Genomic DNA, 18,312 nt, shown 5'->3' with positions numbered 1-18,312 from the left:
TGTCACACCCCCTGTGACCGAGCAGAGCCGCGACACCATGCCTCACCGGGGTTGGCGTTGTCCTGGTGGTGTCGAGTCGGGGCTTTCACGTCTGGTTCTGTCCCAGGGGGTACCAGGTGATGCTTGGCGGCAAGGAATAATTAAAGCCGGAAAGAGCGACGCGGTAAGTCCATTGAGTTCCGGCCGAAATGGGAACACTGATGACGCGTGGGTTTTCTGGGCTACCCAGAGCGAATCCCTTCCCCCCGACTTGGATGTAGACAGATATGCTTGCACCGTCCCTCGTGGGGTCCCCTCCCATGAATTCCATCACGACGATTCCGTCCGTATTCTTTGTCACCGAAACTTCGCCACCACTGTCGGTTCCGCTGTATATCACTTCTGATTGACCGAAGAGCGATACCGGCCCGGTCACTCCTGTCGAACCGTTCACTGTGACATTGGTGAGCTTGGCGGATGCGGCTGTCAGCCCGCTCTCAGCTATGAGGTCATGTGCTTGCAGATCGCCGCTGATGGTGGCGCCGGACGCGGTCAGACTGATGGCGTCCACGGTGCCGGAGGCACTCAGGCTGCCGACCTTCACGGGGCCGGTGGCGGTGAGTGCGGCGGCCGTGGCGGCGGCCAGAGTGGTGCTTCCTTTGACGTCGAGTGTGCTGGTGATGTCGACGCTGGTGGGTGTGAGGTCGGGGTTGGCGATGGTGAGGGTGAGTTTGTCGTAGAGGACGGCCTGGCTGCCGGTTGAGGAGGTGGAGGTCGCGGTGAGGATGAGAGTGGTGTCGCGGCTGACGCCGCCGCTGAGGGTGTATTCGGTCTTGGTGCCCAGATCGATGGTCCGACTGGGGGTGGTGATCTTGAAGTTGGTGCCGTTGCTTTCCCATTGCAGTCGGATGTCCGCGCCTTTGGTGAAGTCGGTGCGGGGGGCCGTGGGGCTGCTCGGATCGGTGGCGATGAAGTTCCTGACGTAGAAACCGGCGGGGGTTTTACGGACCATGACCTTGGTCTCCTTGGTCGTGAAGGTGGCAGGGTCGGGGGTGGTGCCGGAGGTTTCCCGGATCTGGATCTCCGTGTCTCCGAACGTGTTGTTGACCGCGCCTTCCAGACCGAGGGTGAGGCCGGTGCCGATGGGCTGGGTGGTGCCGGTGAGTGCGTCGTAGACGATGGTCGCGGTGTAGTCGGCGGTGGTGTCGGGGGTGCTGTAGGGGTCCGCGCTGCGGCGGGGGGCGCTTGTGGGGGCCCAGGTGTTGGTGCTGACGGAAGCAGTCGGGGGTGCGGTGAAGACGCCGGGGCCGCCGGGGCCGACGGGTATCGCGATGAGGATCTGACCGCAGTACACGGGGCCGGCGGTGTTCGCGGTGACGGCGATGTCGAGGGCGGCCTGCGGATCGCCGGTAAAGAGTCCCTGGGAAACGGTGTAGGCGAGCAGGGTGGTGTCCGGGGGCATCGGGTGCTCCTTCGCGGCGGGCGGTCCGTTGCGCCGGACTGGGCGGGTCCGGTCCGGGGTGGGCGGGTCAGCGAGGTGTGCCGTCCGGCGGCTGGTGGATGCCCGGTGTCTGCGTGGGCGGCTGCGCCCCGGGGTGGGGGGTCGATGTCGGTGTGTCCGGTTCGGGGGCGTGGCCCGTTGTGGGTGTCTGCGATGTGGTGTTCAGGCTGATGGTGATCTGGAGCATGCCTTCGCGCAGGGTGCTCGCCTGCGGGCCGCCGGTGGGGGCGGTGGAGGGTTTGGTGAGGTCGTAGGCGGTCCAGGTGCCGTTGGTGGAGGGCTCCCACCAGGACCAGACGCCGTTCTGCTCGGCGGGGGCGAGGTGCGTGACGGCCTGCGGGTGGGCGGGCGGGGTGGTGCCCTGAGCCGGGCTGGGCCGGAGGGATGTCAGGAGCGGTCCGGTACGGAAGGTGATCTCCATGGCGGCCAGGGCCGCTTCGACGGGCTGCTGGGGGATGTCGTAGCGGGTGACGGGGAGGATGCCGGTGTGGGCGTGGAGGGCGGCGCGGGGGTCGGCCAGGACGGTGATGTCCTGGTGGGTGCCGGGTTTGGGGGTGAGCCGCAGGTAGTTGCCGGGGGTGCTGCCGGCGGGGCCGATGGGTCCGGTCACCCGTACGTAGTGCTGTGCGGGGGCGGTTGGTGGGGCGGCGGTGCTGTTGAAGGTGGTGTAGTCGGTGCCGGTGAAGTAGCCGATGACGCCGTCCTGGTGGGTGGCCTGATCGCCGAGGCGGATGGCGAACTGCTGGGTGAGGACGTCCGGTGAGGTGGGGGTGAAGGTGGTGGCCCAGCCGGTGTCGATGGCCGGGTCGCCGTCGAACTGGAACCGCAGCCGGGTGCGCAGGAGGGCGAGAGGGCGTCCGACGAGGATGGAGAGATGGGTGTCGGCACGGTTGCCGAGCGGGTCGGTGGTCCACAGGGTGGCGTCGATGACGTCCAGGAAGGCGTTGAAGCCCGCCTCGGTGGCCAGATGGGGTGAGGTGATCATGGAGTGGAGGCGGGGTGCGGCGGTCTGGACGTCGTTGAGGGTGAGCCGGCTGTGCGGGGGCGGGGCCCAGGTGCCGGTGCGGGTGCCGTTGCTCTGGGTGGTGATGCGGTAGTCGCCGAGGGCGGTGCCGTCGGGGGCGAAGAGCAGGATGCTGTGGTCGAGGTGGTTGGGGAGGATCCAGCCGGAGATGGGGGTGACATCGGCGTCGTGCCCGTAGACCTTGTGGTCGTCGTGGGCGTCGAGGAGCCGGATGTCGAGGCGGGCGTGCTGGAGGAGGCGGGGCGGGAGCTGTATGACGGAGGCGATGGCGGGGTCGATGGCCCGGTCGGGGGTGAGGTGGGGGTCGAGCTGGAGGGGGAAGTTGGTTTCGTCGAGGACGCCGCTGGAGGGGCCGGATTCCATGATGTCGAGGGTGCGGCCGAAGGCGTCGTAGAGGCGCAGATCGGTGAAGTGGAAGCCGCCGTGCCGGGCGCCGTGGAAGGGGAGCGCGGGTCCTGCGGGGAGCAGGGGTGCGGTGTCGACCTGGCCCTGGGCGGCTGCCGGGAGGGTGTACGCCGACGCGGTGGCGGGGTCGGGGTAGCCGAGGAGGGGGGCGAGGGGGAGGGTGCCGAGTCTGTCGTCGGGTGTGGGGCGGCGGAAGGGGCGGGGGTCGCGCAGGGCGAGGATCTCGTGGAAGCCGGTGAGCTCCTGGGCGAGGAACCTCCACTCGTAGGTCTTGTTGATCAGGTCGTCGATGCGGGCGAGGTCACTGGTGGTGCCGTACTGGTGGACGAAGTCGTCCAGGCGGGTGCGGAAGAGGGTGGAGGTGTGCGGGCTGAGCGGTGAGATGCCCTGGACGGTGCGCTGTTCGGGCGTGTCGGGTGGTGGTGCGGTGAGACGGTAGTCGGTGCCGTCGAAGGTCCAGTTCTCGGTGGTGCCGGTGGTGAGGGGGATGTGGGTGTAGGTGCCGGACCACTCCAGGAACAGCGGTGTCCAGGGCTGCTGCCAGCTGGTGAGGGGCAGTGCGGGGAGGGTGCCCTTGTAGGAGTCCGGGTGGTGATCGGTCATGAGGGTGGTGAGGCTCGCCTGAATGCCTGCGGTGCTATGGGGGGCCAGGGAATGCGCGTTGGCCGGGTCGAGGAGCAGGAACTCCCGCAACAGTGGCTTCACGGCACCGTCCGGCAGGGCGTCCACACTGCCGACGCCGGCCAGGAGATCGTCCCCCGTCATCCAGGCATCCTGGGTGCCGGGCAGGAAGACACCGGTGATCAGAGTGTCGTAGGGGCGGACGGTGAGGGTGCCGGTGGGTGTGGTGGCGGGTGGGGGCTGGACGCCGGAGAGGACGACGACAGGGTTGTTGCCCTGCCAGTAGCGGGGTGCGTTGACGGCTTTGAGGGTCTTGCCGGAGTCCAGGTTCTTGGTCTTGGCGAAGGCGGTGATGCCCTGTCGCAGTGCCTGCTGGGGGTCGGTGGCCTTCGGGTCCGGTCGTGGCACCTTGGCGAGCAGGTTCTGGACGGTGGCGAACTGGGCGATGAGCAGGGCGGCGGTGCTGCCGCTGTGGGCGGGGTCGAGTTCGGTCTCCAGCCGCGCGCGGAAGCCGGTGAGGTCCGTGATGCCAGAGGGCGGGGTGGGCCAGGTGTTCACGGGCGCGGACAGGTGGCCCTTTTTGAACCAGAGGGTGTGGAGCTTTCGTTGAAGGCTGTTGAGAGTGGTGAGGGCTTCGTCGAGTGCGGCCTGGTCCTGGTTGAGCTGGGTGAGCCAGGTCTGCTCGGCCGGGGTGAGGGTGGTGCCGGCGGCGCCGTGGGAGGTGTTCTCCACGATGGTCCAGGAGTGGCCGCCGGGTTTGGGCCCGTACCAGGTCCGGCGGATCGCCTGGTCGAGGAGGGCGTCCCCGTTGGCCTCGTTGAGCTGGGGCAGCAGTTCGTACTGGAACGCTTGCAGGAGGCGGGCCCGGGCCGGGTCGCCAAGGCGTTCGGCGACCAGGGCGGTGAAGGCGTCGGTGGCGGTGTCGCCGACGCCGACGTTGAGTTCTCCGCTGTCGCGGATGGCCTGGAGCGGGTCCGCGGTGGGGGCGGGGCCGGTGCGGTGCCAGTCGACGTGGAACGCGGCGGCGTGGTAGATGCTCCGGCCGGCGGGAGTGGTGGACGCTCCGGCGGGCAGGGCCCAGCCGAGCTTGCCCAGCAGGGCCGTGTACGCGGCGGTGTCGCCGGCGGCGGGGGCGAGGATGTCATGGGCGGGGTCGGAGTACCAGCCGATGACGTAGTAGCTGAGGCTGTCGTTGTCGATGCCGTTGAGGGGGTCGTGGAAGGAGAACACCCCGGCGTGATGGGCGACATAGCCGGTGAACAGGGGGTTGCCCGGTGCCATCGCGGTGAGGAACAGGTCCTGGGCCGGGGCGCGTTCGGTCCACCCGTCGAGCGGGAAGGGCACGCCGAGCCGGGCGACCTGCACAGTGGTGGCGTTCTCGTCCAGAGTGACGGCCTTCCGGACATCGTCACGGGAGGCTTTCCACGCGGTGATCAGGGCGGGGTCGGCCAGGTACTGGCTGGTGCGGCCGGGGTCGGCGCCGGCGGGCGCCTTGGGGGTGAGGGGGCAGTCGCTCTCCAGGACCCACGCCGCCGCGCCGCGGTTAGTGGTGCCGTACATCCGGACGATCAGCCACCGGTTGGGTACCAGCGGGTAGGTGCCCTGAGGCTGGTCGGCGGGTGCGTGGCGCAGTGCGTCGGGGAGGGTCCAGCTCAGGTGGACTCCTTCCCCGGGGCCGCCCTCGGAGCGGTCGAACGCGGTGGGCTGGGGGCTGTGCCAGTGGTTGAGTGCCTGGTAGTTGAACTGCCACCAGCGGAAGTCGTCGCGGCCGAGCAGGCCCTCGTTTGCCACCAGGACGTCCAGGTGGAGGGGTACGGCGAGCGGCGGCGGGGCGGCCATAAGGGGGTGTCCTTGTCCGTCGGGAAGAGCGGAAGGGTCAGCTCGCCTGGCTGGTGAACCGGACGGCCTCGGGGGACTTGACCATCTGGAGGGCGAAGTCACCGGGCCCGAACCCGGTCACCGGGGCGTTCACGGCGGCGAGGGCGTTCTGGACCGCCGTGACGGCCGAGGTGATGTCCAGTACGTGGTGTCCGCCCGCGCGCAGACTGCCGAGGGTCATACCGGTCCCCGGCAGCTGTGTCCCGATGGGCCTGCTGGGCGTGCCGGTGGTGGGCTGGCGCAGGGGGAGTCTCCCGTCGTCGTCCACGCCGAACCGGAAGCCCTCCTGAGGCTCGGAGAATTCGACGGTGTCCGGCACTCCGTCGAACAGGCAGAGCAGGAGATCGGGGGCGAGGTGGTCCATGCGCAGGAGGGGCAGGAGGCTGTCGTCGGTCCGGGTGCCGCGGACGGCGAGGTTGGGCCAGCCGGAGACCAGGGCCGAGCGCAGGAGGAAGCCGCTGACCGGTTCACCGGCGGCGGAGGGCGTCGATGACGTGGTGACGCCGGTCTTCTGGGCGCGGACGGTCTGGGCGGCGGCGCGGGTGGCCTGCTGGACGGTGTCGTCCATGACCTGGTTGAGGTGGGTGTCCCGGGTGGACTGGACGGCGACGCTGAGGGCGCCGTCGGTGAGCGCGGTGAGCCAGTTCTCGTCAAGGAGGAAGAACCGGAGGCTCTCGGGAGGGAGCATGCGCTCGTCGGGGACGAGGAGGTTGAACGGCAGGGCGTAGAGCAGGCGCAGCCGGGCGAGCCAAGCGGCCACGGGCGCCAGATCCTCCTGTGACGTCGCGGTGATCACTCCCCGGACCTGCGGATCGGCCAGGAAATCCTGTGCCGCCCGGACCGGGTTCACCGGGACGGCCTGCGTAAGGGTGGCGGGTGCGATGGGCGGGGTGGTGACCGGGGTGATGGCGGTGCTGGTGTTGAGGTCGGTCAGCAGGGCCGTGGACAGTTGCGGGAGGAAGGTGTCCTGGGCCCGGGCGTCAGTGGTGAGGCCGGCGGTTCGGGAGACGGTGAAGGCGTCGCTGTTCAGCTGCTGCTGAAGCCGGTCGGCGAGCTGGTGGGCACGCCTGCGGAAGTCGTGGAGGGCCTGGGCGAAGGCGCGGTCGGCCAGCGCGAGGGAGCGGCCGGCCTGCCAGGCGGTGGCCAGTGAGGCGTCGAAGACCCCGAACTCCTCGTGGTAGATGAGCGCGGCGTCAGCGCTGGCCCAGGGGGTGCGGCCGGTCGCGGGCGGCGGGGTGGTGCGGACCGGGGCGCACGGGCCCCGGTACCAGGCGAGGGTCTCCTCGCCGGTGCGCAGCCGGTACCCGAGGGGCACGAATCCCTCAGTGACGCGTTGGAAGACTTCGCTGCCGGCCTGGGTGCCGAGATAGCCCCAGAGTTCCGGCAGCCGCAGCCACAGCTTTTCGGGGTCGCAGGTGCCGGTGGCGTATTCCTGACCGACGAGGTTGGCCGCGAGGCCGCGGAAGTCCTGTGGGTTGTCGGGGGTGGTGTGGAAGGTCCAGGAGGCGAGCGACACCAGCGCGACGGAGGAGATGCCCTTGGTGAAAGCCGGCTGGTCCACCAGATACGGTTCGAGGCCCTCCAGGGAGACCAGGTGGACGATGGATTTCTGGGCCTCCGTGCCGGTGGCGGGGGCGGCCGGGAAGCGGTTGGCGATGACGGCGGAGAACAGACCGTCCGTCTCCAGCCCCTGTTCGGCCTTGTCGCCGATGTGGGACTCGCGGCAGTGCGTGAGGAACCTCAGCTCGTCCAGACGAGGGATGAGCCGGGCGAAGAGGTCGGCCGGTAGCTGGATGAAGGTGCACGGGTCGGCGAGAGCGACATCGTCCTCGCGGGTGACCGCCGGTTTGAGCACTGCGGGGTCGGCGGCGAGAAAGCCGCTCACGGTGTCGGTCTGGGTGCGGGTCGGGGAGGTGCTCCCGCCGATGATCTCGTCCTCGCCGAGGACCAGCAGGGCGAGCCACGGTGTGCGATTCGCGTCCGCCGTGTTGGTCATGGTCCGTTCCCACGGAAGCAGGGCGTCGTTGAGGACGATGTGCGGCAGCACCGTGTCGTAGGGTCCGGTGCTGTCCGCGGGTGGGTAGCGGTTGAGGATCAGGGCGGGGTCCATGGCGAACTGGGGGGCGCTGACGACCAGGTTCTGGGTGGCGCCCATGGTGCCGGTGGTGATGTCCTTCAGAGTGTGCGTGAGGTTGATCTGCCAGTTCCCGGCGGCCAGTGCCGGCACCTGGTTGTCGTAGAACCGCAGGTCGCCGATGGGAAGATCAGTGGTCACAGCTGCTCCGTTCCGGGCTCCTCGGGGCCTGTCAGTCCTGTCCGCCCTGTCCGCCCTGTCGCAGGGGTGCGTCGCTGAAGAGATGCCCCGCGCCGGCCGCGAGGGCGGCCAGGTCACCGTCCGTGCCGGTGAACAGGGGACCGTTGTCCGCCGCGGTCACCGTGCCGAGGAGCGTGCAGAGGTCGGTCCGGGCCTGCTTCACCGTGGCGCTGTTCACGTCCTTCAGCAAGGCCACGGTGTGCGGGTCCGCCGTGGGGATGTACTCCTGGGTCGGCGTTGCCGCGAGCGGCCAGGGGGCTCGTCCGTCCGGGGAGAGGTACTCCTCCAACAGCACTTTCTGAGGGAGCGCACCACGGGTCGTGCCGGGGGTGGGGGGCGGCGCGGTGACGGTGAAACCGACCAGCTCCCCGGGCAGGATCTTCGCTGACGCCGCGGTGGGGATGTGGGTGAACGGCGCGGGCGGCGCGGCCCACAGCGAGGCGGGCATGGTCTGTTCCAGAGGCTGGAGCGACCATTCGGTGACATCGACGGGTGTGGTCGACCCCTGCCGGTGGATGGTGATGCTGTGGGTGGAGACGACGCCGGTCTTGTCCATCGGGGTGATGGAGATGCCGCCGGGTGTGGTGGCGGAGGTGTGCCGGGTGGTGGTGCCGTAGGAGAGGACGCTGACGGGGACGGCCGAGCGGGTCTCGAAGGCGAACTGTTTGGCGCGGACGATCCACTCCTTGCCGCTGCTGCTGGCCGTGTCGTCCCGGGTCTTGAACAGTCCGCCGGTCAGAGTGATCCCGCAGATGTCGGTGTGGGCGGGCAGCAGTTCGGTGAAGGCGGTCCAGTCCAGGGGCTCGGTCGCGGCGGCGGGCCGCGAGGCGCCGAAGGAGACGCTGAAGCTGACCACCACGATGTGCACGGTGACGATCCCGCCGGTCGGCGGCCCCCACACCTCCAGCGAGGCACCCAGCGAGAGGCTGATGGTGATCGTGAAGAACAGGACATGGATCCGCAGGGACACGCCGATGGAGACGCCGATGTCCCCGGTGTAGAAGAAGGGGTGCCAGCTCACCAGGAAGTCCGCGTACGCCGAGAACCAGGCCCGCAGGCTCCCGTCGTGGAAGACGGCGTCGAGAGAGCCGCCCGCCATCGCGCACGAGCTGGTGAGCGCGAAGTACGCGCCACCGGTGATGGACACCTCGTCCGAGACGGCCCAGTTGAAGCCGAGACGGGGCACCTGCGGGAAATAGGCCGGGGCCTTGAACGCGGGGTGGTAGCCGCCCAGGGTGGTCACGAACTGCCCGGCGTTCGGATTGTTCCCGTACCAGACGTAGAAGGCGAACCCGCCGGTCAGATGGCAGTCGGGGGTCAGGACGTAGCTGTTGGGGCTGAGGATCGCGCTGGCCGCGAACAGGCCCTGGGACGGTTGCACGATTACCCGGATGCCCAGCTCGACGAAGGCGAACGGCTTCGCCTCACCGCCGGACTCGTCGTCGAGCGGGAGTCGCAGTGTGGATGTGCCCAGCAGGGCGATGCTGAGGTCGTTGCCGAAGTCGACCGCGAGCACCGCCTTGGACTTGACCACCTTGAAGGTGGTGAATTCCAGGCCCGCGGCCAGCCAGTACTCCCCCGCCTGCGGGGTGATCCACTTCTTCGTGACGCCGCTCGGCCCGGCCGCCTGTCCCTCCATGATCTTCAGGACCGCGTCCGGCCCCTGCGCCGAGGCGCCGGAGCCTCCCGGGTTTTGGGTGGACAGCAGCAGAAGCGGAAAGTCCGTCACCTCGTCCTGCCCCGGCATGACCAGCGTGCGGTTGAAGCCGAAGCCGCCCATCAGCCCGGTGACGAAGAACGGCGGTGGGCCGCCGAGCGGGGCCTCCAGCTGGACGAACACGAACAGCGACGGCGTACCGTCGGTGAACTGCGCGTACGAGCCGAGCGCCCCGAGACTGTACTTCTGGTACTGGACGACGAGTTCCCCGTCGAACTGGAACTTCACCCCGGTGGTCAGCTGTGCGTCCGGGACGCGCAGGATCGCGCCGAGAATCGACAGCGGTGGCTCGTCGTAGGACACGCTCAGGCCGGTGAGGGCGAACTCCGGGTCGAACTTCTTCAGCGACGAGCCGACTCCGAGGCCGTCCAGCGACAACGCCAGCGGCCCCAGCGCGATATCGGCGTCCAGCAGGAAGAACAGGACACCGTTCGTGTACTGGATGCCGATCCGGTCCAGATGCAGCGGCCCGAACGACCGGCCGACAGTGATCCAGGTGGTGCCGCTCTGCGCCGGCGGGGTGGCGGCCGTCGGCGCGGGGGTGGCCGTGTCCGCAGGGGCGGCGGGGGTGGATCCGGAGGTGACCGCCTCGGCGGCGCCGTCGGAGGAGTTGGCTGTGCCGGGTGTGGTGAGCGGCAGAACCAGTTCCCGGGTCTCGGTGCCCAGCGTCAGACCGGCGGTGAGGATCAGCCCCTTGTCGAGCTTGTCGTATCCGAGGGAGCTGCCGTGCAGCGCCTGGAGGGTGGTGTTCAGCGCGGTCACCGTCTCCGCGGACCAGGCCTCGGAGGCGTAGGCGATCTCCAGATGCTGGATGCCGACATTCACCGAGGCGGGGATCTGCGGCCCGGCGACCGGGAGGTCCGACAGCTTGATGTCCAGGGGCACGGCCAGGTCGAGCAGGAACGCCCGCCCGGAGTCGGTCTTCGTGCCGGCGAGGACCAGCTGCCCGTAGTTCTTCGAGGTGGCTGTGAGAACGAGGGCGCCGCTGGTGAAGTCGTACCGGAACCCGGCTCCGGTCAGCGCCAGGTCCAGGCCGCCGGGGAGTTCGGGCGGGTCGGTCCAGCCGAACGCGCCGGCGATGTCGGCGAACTCCAGCGGGCTGCCGCCACTGGACCACGTGGCGTCGAGGGAGGCACCGTCGGTGCCGAGGGTGATGTCGAACCCGAAGGTCTCCTCACCGATCACCAGGCTGCCGGTGAGTTCCACGCTGTGGCCGGTGGAGGTCTTGTCGGCGGTCAGGTCCAGACGCGCGGTGAGTGCGGTGCCGTGGACCGGCAGGGCGGCCTCGACACTGCCGTGAAGGGTGTACGAGAACGCCTGGTCCGCCGCCGGGCGGGTGGCGGTGACACGGATGTCGGCGAGGACGATGTCCCGCAGCTCCTGCGGAAGGCTGTCGCCGTCGCCCGTCAGTCCGGCCACAAGATCGCCGAGGTCGGCCGTCCCCGGATACGCTCCGCCGACCGAGCCGACCTCCCACCCTGACGGGGTCTTGTCGATCTCTGCGGTGAACTCGAACGGGTCGGGGAAGATCTGAGGCAACAGCGTGGCTTCCGCGGTGACCGTGACCGCGGTCCAGTTCAGACCGGAGGGATCGAGCGTCTCGACGACCAGGCGCAGCCCGTCCAGTTCCAGCGCGTCCGGGATCAGCTGCCACTTCTTCAGGGTGCTGACCGACACTCCGGCGTAGGCGACCGCCATGGGCTCCGCGGTCACGGCGAGGGAGAAGTCGTCCAGGCCGATCGCGGAGAAGACGTCCGTCAGCTCGGCCGGAAGATAGCTGGTGATATGCGCGCCGCCGGGCAGCGGGAGGTCGTTGAGCAGGGAGGCCACCGAGCCGTCCCCGGGGGTGAGCGGCGCGGTGGAGAGCGTGTAGACGCCGCCTTCCACCGGGACCGACACCGACACCGACAGCTTCTGCTGGAAGACTCCCTCGACCAGCAGATCGACCTCCTGCACCGGGGTGAGGTCGTCGGTGGTGCCGATCCGGACAGCCACCCGCGGTTCGCTGAGCGAGAGTTCGTAGGGGGTGTGGCCGATGCTGAACCCCTGGCCGCCGTCGATCGGGGCCGACAGCGTCCCCACCGGCAGGACTTCACCGGTCACCGGAGCGAAAGGCCCATTGGCCGGCCAGGTGCTCGTACCGAACGCCTCACCCAGCAGGGCACCGGCCAGGGACACCCCGCCGAACCCGAGCCGGCACAGCAGATTCAGCCCCGGCTCCAGCGCGACCCTGGTGCTCTCGCCCGGCCACACGAACGCAGGCTCGGCGTCGGTCGCGTAGACGAACCGCGCGCCGCTCACCGTCAGCGTGTCGAAGGGAAACACGGTCAGGCCGGGGAAGCTGTCGGTGAAGTGCCAGCCGTTCGTCATCGCCGCGGTGACGGTCGCCCTCAGGGCGCCTCCCGCCACGGTGAAGGTGAGGGTGACCGGCGTATCGGCCACCTTCAGTACGGTGGCGGTGCCGCCGTCGACGGTCAGCACACCGCCCACCGGGTCGACGATGTCCCCCGAGGTGACACCCTTGATCGTCAGCCGCTGCCCATCCGGCAGGGCGAACGCGGCGGCCAGCGCGGCAGCGGTGCCCGAGCCCACCACCGAGTCGTCCAGCACCACTGTCCCGCCCTTGCCGGCGGCGGTCCGCAGCCGCCCGGCGAGTGTGTCGAGATCGGCCGACGGCGTGGTCACGGCCCCTCCTGAGCGGGCTGAATGTTCCTGAAGCCCGAATTGCGGAACACAGTCGGCATTAATCTGATCTTGAAGACGGATTCGAGGGCCGTCTGATCTCTGGCCTGAGCGTCGTCGGTGAGCGCCTTGGCCATCATCTGTTCGACGGCCTGGCACGCCGCCTTGTTCTGATCGAACGCGCCGTTCGCACTGGCTCCGTTCAACGCTGCGAGGAAGGAACTCAGCACCTGGTCACGCACGCGGACGGGAGGAGGCGGATTCTGTGGATCCACTCCGAAGGACTCGCTCTCGGCCCGTGCGCATACCCTGGCTATCTCCTCGCGATAGGCCCGGACATCCGCAGCGCCCTTGTTGCCGAGGTTTCCGCTGCGGTCTTCCGCCGGAGCGGCCTTCACCACGGCGATCCCCTTGTACTGCCGGTAGGGGATCCCTGTCCGCTTGAAGTAGTTGATCATGCTGACGTCCTCGGCGGACGCGACGAACGCGGGCCCGATATTGAGGCCCCAGTCGGTACCCTCCTGCTGAGCATCGTGCGGCGGCTGCACCTGTGGATTGAGCCTGCCCATGTTCCACAGGACGGCCTGCTGCACCAGACCCGGCTTCTCCTCCAGAGTCAGCGCGATGGGAGCCCTGTCCACGTTCTTGGTGGCCAAGGCCCCTATCTCTTCCGCGGACTTCGCCGCCGTTCCCGCCTGGAATCCCACACACACGGGAAACGGCTCTGCGGCCCCTGCCGCCGTGACGACGGCGTCCTCGATGCCCGACAGCCCGTCCGGCACCGGATTGGCCTGGTTCTGCCCCCTGACGGGTAAGCCGGTCAGTGCGACGACGTTGTCATCAAAGACCCAGGCGTAGGGCCATGCCGCATGCCCGGCACGCAATTCTTTGCAGAACTGGAGAGCGGCGAACCTGCTGGCCCCGAACCCTGCCAGACGAGTTTTCATGCCATTTCCGGACTGCCATCCCACCACGGTGATTCCCGTGTCTTTGAGCTTTTTCGCGTAATAGGTGTACTCCCTCGCGTTCACCATCAGATAAACGCTGCGGTGATCCCCCACCCGCCCGGGAGAATAGACTGGCGAGAGGGCGGGCAGATTCCCCTCATCAGCAGGGACAAGCCCGAGAGCACGCATATCCCCAATGCCCCGCAACGGCACCCCTGCGCCATTCAGGGCTTCCCCGCGAGCCTTGGCGGCATTGACGCCCGCGCTGATCCAATCCGCTCGACCTGTGGAGACAACGACCAGTGGCGGCCTGCGCTGCGCATTGGCTTCCGTGGTCCGCACATCCGCCCAGTTCTCCACGACGAACTCCAGCCGCCCGATGAGATTCATCCCTCTCAGGATCCCCGTCCGGAGCCGCATCAGCTTGGAGCCATAATCCTCATCGTCGCCGAACCCAATATTCCGCAAGGGGGAGTACTTCGAGGTCACCAACACGCCACCGTAAGCGTCATTCACCTCAGCCGAGACGGGCATCACACCACCTGCCAAGTCACTGTCCGGTCAGGAAACGGGCGGAACATGCACATGGGCGCGCCGCACATGAAAAGGAATGCCGCCCGGTCTCAGGATTGTTACCCGGCTGCGAGGCGAGGGGCACCGTGGTCCTGAGCCAGAAGCCGCGAGAAACTTCCCGGCGCGCGCGGATAACTGACTCCGTTGCGCGCGTGCAAATTCCAGATCTGCCATCGCCGAGCAGCAGGCGGCCGGTTCCCGATCAATCCGGGTGTACCGCAGCGGTGTACGTGCGTAAATCTGAAGACGGAAACAGTCATCGCGCCCACCCGCGTGAATTCACTGCACAGCCGGGGATAAACGTCAGTGCGCCGTACCCAGAAGGGGCCGCGCCGGCTTCACAGGACGAGACCGGTCGCGCGAGTGAATTGCAGCGTACGGGGCAATCAGATGCCGCACAAGGTCAAGTCTCGCGAAGACAAAACCCGGCCACAGCGGATGGCGTAAAAGGACACACCACCCATTTATCGGCCCCGGGGGCTGCGGTTCACCAACAGGAGCCACGCCAGTTGAACAGAGCCCGCGCCCGGACAATCGCCCCCGCGCAGCTCAGCCCGTTCGCGTCCAGCGCCGCCACATGAGGCATCGAGATGACGAGATCGGCGGCGCCCAGATGAGCAAAGTCGCTTCACTGCTACAGCGTCGATCCGTTCGAGTGGCCTCCGTACGCCTCTGAGTGCATGTCTGTCCACTGGAGGGCGTGGCCGAACGCTACTGCCGCCGACCGGGACACCGCGAAGCTGAAGGTCACCGACTTCTTGCAGAAGCGCGGCTATCTGACCAGGGCGCGAGCGCGTCCGTGGAACTTGGCGACTGATTGGCGCGAACCGTCTGTCATCGCCTACCGCGAGATTGACCGTCCCGGGGGTGCGGAGTGAGCCGTCGTCCCCAGGTCGGCCGGCCGCGTCGGTTCCGTCAGCGCTGCCGAGTGCACGGGCGGCCTGTGTCGAACGTCCAGAAGAATTTGTGCCGTATCTGGTGCGGCCCTCCACCTCCCACTCTGCGCGATCGGGTTCTCCTCGCAGTATGGCGTGTCGAGGAGTTCTGGAATCGGCACGTTAGATACCGGGAGCTGTACCGGCAGCTTGACATCGCGCGCGAGCTGTACCGGGCTCGGGAGATGTCGGAAGAGGAGTTGTCGGAGGCCGGGGAACGCATTCTCCAGCGCATCAAAGACTCGCGGGCCGCCAAGCAGGAGCCCGGCGACTGATCGGACTTCCGCCGTCGGTCGGGGACTTCCCGGGCGCTGTCGGTACCCACTACGGCCGACAGCCAGCCGATGGCGGATGCCCGCCTGTTGTGACGGGCAGGCGGGCCTCTCTGGTCCGGTTGGGCCGGAGCCCACAGAAAATTGAGAGGCAGGACATTGCCCGGCAACCACAAGCCCGATTCCGAGCCGACCGGGACGAGTGGCGAGACCGTCCCGGAATCGGACGGCGACCATCAGGATGAGAGCGCCCGCACGGTCGTGCCCGCCGAGTCCCTCGATGTCGCCGACCTGACGGGGTTCCTCACCGCGTGAGGCCAGACCGTCTGAACCGCTCATGGACTACTTGAACTTCGTCGCGCGGGACGGCAGGGGAGTCATCACCTCCTTGCGGTGCCCCTCCCCACAATGCCGGCTGCTGGTGGCAGTGGTGGAGCGTCACTTGCAGGTGCACACGACTCCGCAAGCCCCACGCCCGTGCGCGTTGTCCGATGCGGAAGTTCTCGATCACGCACGACGCCTACCGGCGCGCCCATGAACATTCGATCGAATCAGCCCACGTTCGACCTTGCAGGAGGATTACTTGTCCACTCATCGCTTAGCCGTCCGGAAGCTCCTCGGCGGTCCTGAGCTGACACCCGCCGACCTCACCATGACCTTCCTCGTCCGGGATGACGATGAGAGCCCCGGGGGCCGGCCCATGCCGACCTTCAGCGTGGCGGAACTGCCTGAAGCCGTTCGCGCCCTGGACGACCTCGGGGTCCGATCGGGGAAGCTCTTCGCGGGCAGCCGGATCCGGGACGACCGTGCCTCCCAGGCCGATTCACCGACCGGCCTCATGTCCCGCGCGATCAGGGCCATCAAGAAGGCCCGGCCGGCCTTCACGGTCATCACCGAGAACTGCCTCTGCTCGCACGCCCTGAGCGGCGAGTGCTGGCTCGCCGACCTGCGGGGCGGCATCGACCTGGATGAGTCGAGAGAGGTGATCGCCACCCAGGCGCTCACCCACGCGGAGGCGGGTGCTGACATCGTCGGCCCGGCCTCCATGATCCCCGGCTCGGTCAAGCTCGTCCGCGATGCCCTGGACGCCGCCGGACATCAAGGCGTCCTCCTCATGCCCCATCTCATCTTCGACTCCGGCCTCTACGAGGGATACCGCACCACCATGGAGGCCTCACCCGCCTCCGGCACCCGCTCATTCCAGCTCGACCCCCGCCAGCCGGAAGAGGCGATCAGGACCGCCTTCGCCTTCGTCGACGAGGGCGCCGACGCCATCCTCCTGGAGCCCGCCCTCTTCACCGTCGACACCCTCGTGGCGCTGAAGGGCATCCTGCCCGTGCCCGTGATGCCCTTCTCCGTCTCCGGCGAGTACAGCAGACTCACCGAGCGCCGCACGGACGGCACACTCGACGTCGGACCACTGGCGGAGTCTTACACGGTGCTCAAGCGGTCCGGCGCGAAACGGATCATCACCTACGCGGCCCGCGAGATCACCGAGATCCTCACGCCCTGAACGTGGCGAGGATCTCCGCCGCTCCCTGGTCGAGGAGTTCGGCGGCGAGGGAGCCGGCCAGCTTCTCCGGGTCCTCTGCCGGCCCCGTGCCGGCCGAAACGGCCTGTCTCGCCCCGTCCAGGGACGTCACGGCCGCCGACAGATGCAGCAGGCCGTCCGGCCCGATCCGTCCCCACGCGCCGACCGGGACCGAGCACCCCCCGTGGAGGTCGGCCAGGAGGAACCGCTCCGCGCGTACGCAGGCATCCACCTGCGGGTCACCGGTTCCGGCGAGGAGCCGTGCTGCCGGGGAATCGGCACGGACCTGGATTCCGAGCGCGCCCTGACCGGGAGACGGAGGGAAAACGGCCGGGTCGAGGATCTCGTGCACCTCCGGCATCAGGCCGAGCCTGTTGAGCCCGGCGGCGGCGAGGACGACCGCGTCGAGACGGTCACGGCCCTTGGTGCGCGCGAGCCGTCCGGGCACGTTGCCGCGGATCGGGACGACCTCCAGGTCCGGACGGAGCGCGAGGAGCTGAGCGACACGACGGGGAGCCCCGGTCCCCACGCGGGCGCGAGGAGGGAGGTCAGCGAGTACGGCTCCGCACAGCACATCGCGCACATCCTCGCGCGGGCCGGGAGTCGTCAGCAGGAGGGTGCCCTTATGAACGGTGGTGGGAAGGTCCTTGAGGGAGTGCACGATCACGTCGACCCTCCCCGCCACCAGGGCCTCTTCCTGATTGCTGGAGAACGCGGACCCTCCGGCCGACTTCGCAACCTCGGCGAGCGTGGGGGTAACGCGGTCCTGATCCCCGCCTTCGAGGATCACCTCCCGCTTGAAACGGACGGACGGGAACTCCTCGGCGACGGGCGCAAGCCACTCCGCGACTTGCTTCCTCGCCAGCTTGCTCGCCCGGGAACCGATACGCACCAGGTCGCTCATTCGGCTCAACTCCTCGCAACAGCAGGGTTGTTGAGAACCGATCCTACTTGCACCAGAAGCATGCAGTTTCCGACAGAATGTCACCAAAGGAGAAGCAGCGTGAAACCCCTTCGCATCGGTGCCCGCTCATCGCTGATGTCCCTCGCCCAAACCGCGCCCGTCCTCGCCCGCCTGTCATCGACGCCCACGATCCTGCACCCGTTCTCCGGCGCCGGAGGCGACCGCTTGGTGGAACGCGCCGAGCTGGATGCCGACGGCGCCTTCTCGAAGGAGATCGAAGCAGCTCTCCTCACGGGGGAGATCGATGTCGCCGTCCACTGCCTCAAGGATCTCCCGGCCCACGACACCCCCGGCCTGGAGACGGGCCTGTACCTGCGACGGGACGACCCCCGTGACTGCCTGGTGACCCGCGAGGCCGGGCTCACTCTGGAAACCCTCCCCGCCGGCACCGTGATCGGCACCTCCTCCGTCCGCCGCACCGCAGCCCTGCTCTCCTATCGGCCGGACATCGAGGTCGTCCCCATGCGCGGCCCCGTAGACCAGCGCCTGCGAGCCCTGGGCCCTGACAGCCTCAGCGACGTAGACGCCCTCGTCGTGGCCACCTGCTCCATGGAACGCCTCGGACTCACCCACCGCATAGCCCAGAAAATCCACCCGGAGATCATCTGCCCGCCGCTCGGCGCTGCGGTCATCGCCCTCCAGATCCGCGAGGGCGACACGAAGACACGCAAAAGGATCTTCAAGCTCCACGACACGGACACGGAGATCGAGGTAGAGGCCGAGCGCCTGATCCTCCGGGAGATGGAGGGACACTGCAACGCGGCGCTCGCCGGATACTGCACCACCAGCCAGATGAACGGGGCCACCCTGTACACCGTCCGGGCCCGCGTCTTCACCCCTGACGGCAGCACGGTCATCGAGGTACGCGACACCAGCGATGACGCGTCGGAATCCGCCATGAAGGTGTGTGAGCGACTCACCCGTCACGGTGCCCGCGAACTGAGGGAAGCGGTTTGACACCTGGGCGAG

Annotated in this window: 9 protein-coding genes; 3 read left to right on the top strand and 6 right to left on the bottom strand. The window is 68.4% G+C overall.

Annotated elements, in window-relative coordinates; translation table 11 throughout:
• Nucleotides 1-85: 85 nt before the first annotated feature.
• The 5 genes from IE247_RS14490 to IE247_RS14470 all read right to left on the bottom strand — a co-directional run bounded on the left by IE247_RS14490 (nt 86) and on the right by IE247_RS14470 (nt 13,557).
• On the bottom strand, nt 86-1,441 hold the full coding sequence (locus IE247_RS14490; protein WP_190123499.1) for a hypothetical protein: 1,356 nt from the start codon (nt 1,439-1,441) through the stop codon (nt 86-88).
• Between the two features lie 67 nt (nt 1,442-1,508).
• Nucleotides 1,509-5,369, bottom strand: a complete 3,861-nt coding sequence (locus IE247_RS34740) for a hypothetical protein (protein WP_190123498.1) — start codon at nt 5,367-5,369, stop codon at nt 1,509-1,511.
• A gap of 37 nt (nt 5,370-5,406) precedes the next feature.
• Entirely contained in the window at nt 5,407-7,683 is a 2,277-nt protein-coding gene (locus IE247_RS14480) for a hypothetical protein (protein WP_190123497.1), read from the bottom strand.
• Nucleotides 7,684-7,714: 31 nt separating this feature from the next.
• On the bottom strand, nt 7,715-12,124 hold the full coding sequence (locus IE247_RS14475) for a DUF6603 domain-containing protein (protein ID WP_190123496.1): 4,410 nt from the start codon (nt 12,122-12,124) through the stop codon (nt 7,715-7,717).
• A complete protein-coding gene (locus IE247_RS14470; protein WP_190123495.1) occupies nt 12,121-13,557 on the bottom strand; it encodes a hypothetical protein in 1,437 nt (478 codons plus the stop codon). Before IE247_RS14470 ends, IE247_RS14475 begins: the two co-directional genes overlap by 4 nt.
• A 1,450-nt stretch (nt 13,558-15,007) precedes the next feature.
• Here IE247_RS14470 and IE247_RS14465 point away from each other — a divergent pair.
• Both IE247_RS14465 and IE247_RS14460 read left to right on the top strand, forming a co-directional pair.
• Nucleotides 15,008-15,163: a hypothetical protein gene (locus IE247_RS14465; RefSeq protein WP_190123494.1), complete on the top strand. Its 156-nt coding sequence runs from the start codon at nt 15,008-15,010 to the stop codon at nt 15,161-15,163.
• A gap of 268 nt (nt 15,164-15,431) precedes the next feature.
• Nucleotides 15,432-16,361: a porphobilinogen synthase gene (locus IE247_RS14460; protein WP_190123493.1), complete on the top strand. Its 930-nt coding sequence runs from the start codon at nt 15,432-15,434 to the stop codon at nt 16,359-16,361.
• Here the strand turns inward: IE247_RS14460 and hemC (IE247_RS14455) are convergent.
• Nucleotides 16,351-17,283 carry a hydroxymethylbilane synthase gene (gene hemC, locus IE247_RS14455; RefSeq protein ID WP_190123492.1) on the bottom strand — a complete coding sequence of 311 codons (933 nt, stop codon included), beginning with the start codon at nt 17,281-17,283 and terminating at the stop codon, nt 16,351-16,353. The genes IE247_RS14460 and hemC (IE247_RS14455) overlap by 11 nt on opposite strands.
• A 99-nt stretch (nt 17,284-17,382) precedes the next feature.
• On the opposite strand from hemC (IE247_RS14455), the gene hemC (IE247_RS14450) reads away from it, so the two are divergent.
• Nucleotides 17,383-18,300: a hydroxymethylbilane synthase gene (gene hemC, locus IE247_RS14450; RefSeq protein ID WP_190123491.1), complete on the top strand. Its 918-nt coding sequence runs from the start codon at nt 17,383-17,385 to the stop codon at nt 18,298-18,300.
• The last annotated feature ends 12 nt before the right edge of the window (nt 18,301-18,312 follow it).

This window comes from Streptomyces inusitatus (assembly GCF_014651115.1).
Lineage (GTDB): Bacteria > Actinomycetota > Actinomycetes > Streptomycetales > Streptomycetaceae > Streptomyces > Streptomyces amakusaensis.
This window is presented reverse-complemented; position numbering and strand designations above follow the sequence as displayed.

Coding starts and splice junctions, on each gene's coding strand:
- IE247_RS34740 (WP_190123498.1), bottom strand. CDS start 5,369: ATGGCCGCCCCGCCGCCGCTCGCCGTACCCCTCCACCTGGACGTCCTG.
- hemC (WP_190123492.1), bottom strand. CDS start 17,283: ATGAGCGACCTGGTGCGTATCGGTTCCCGGGCGAGCAAGCTGGCGAGG.
- IE247_RS14490 (WP_190123499.1), bottom strand. CDS start 1,441: ATGCCCCCGGACACCACCCTGCTCGCCTACACCGTTTCCCAGGGACTC.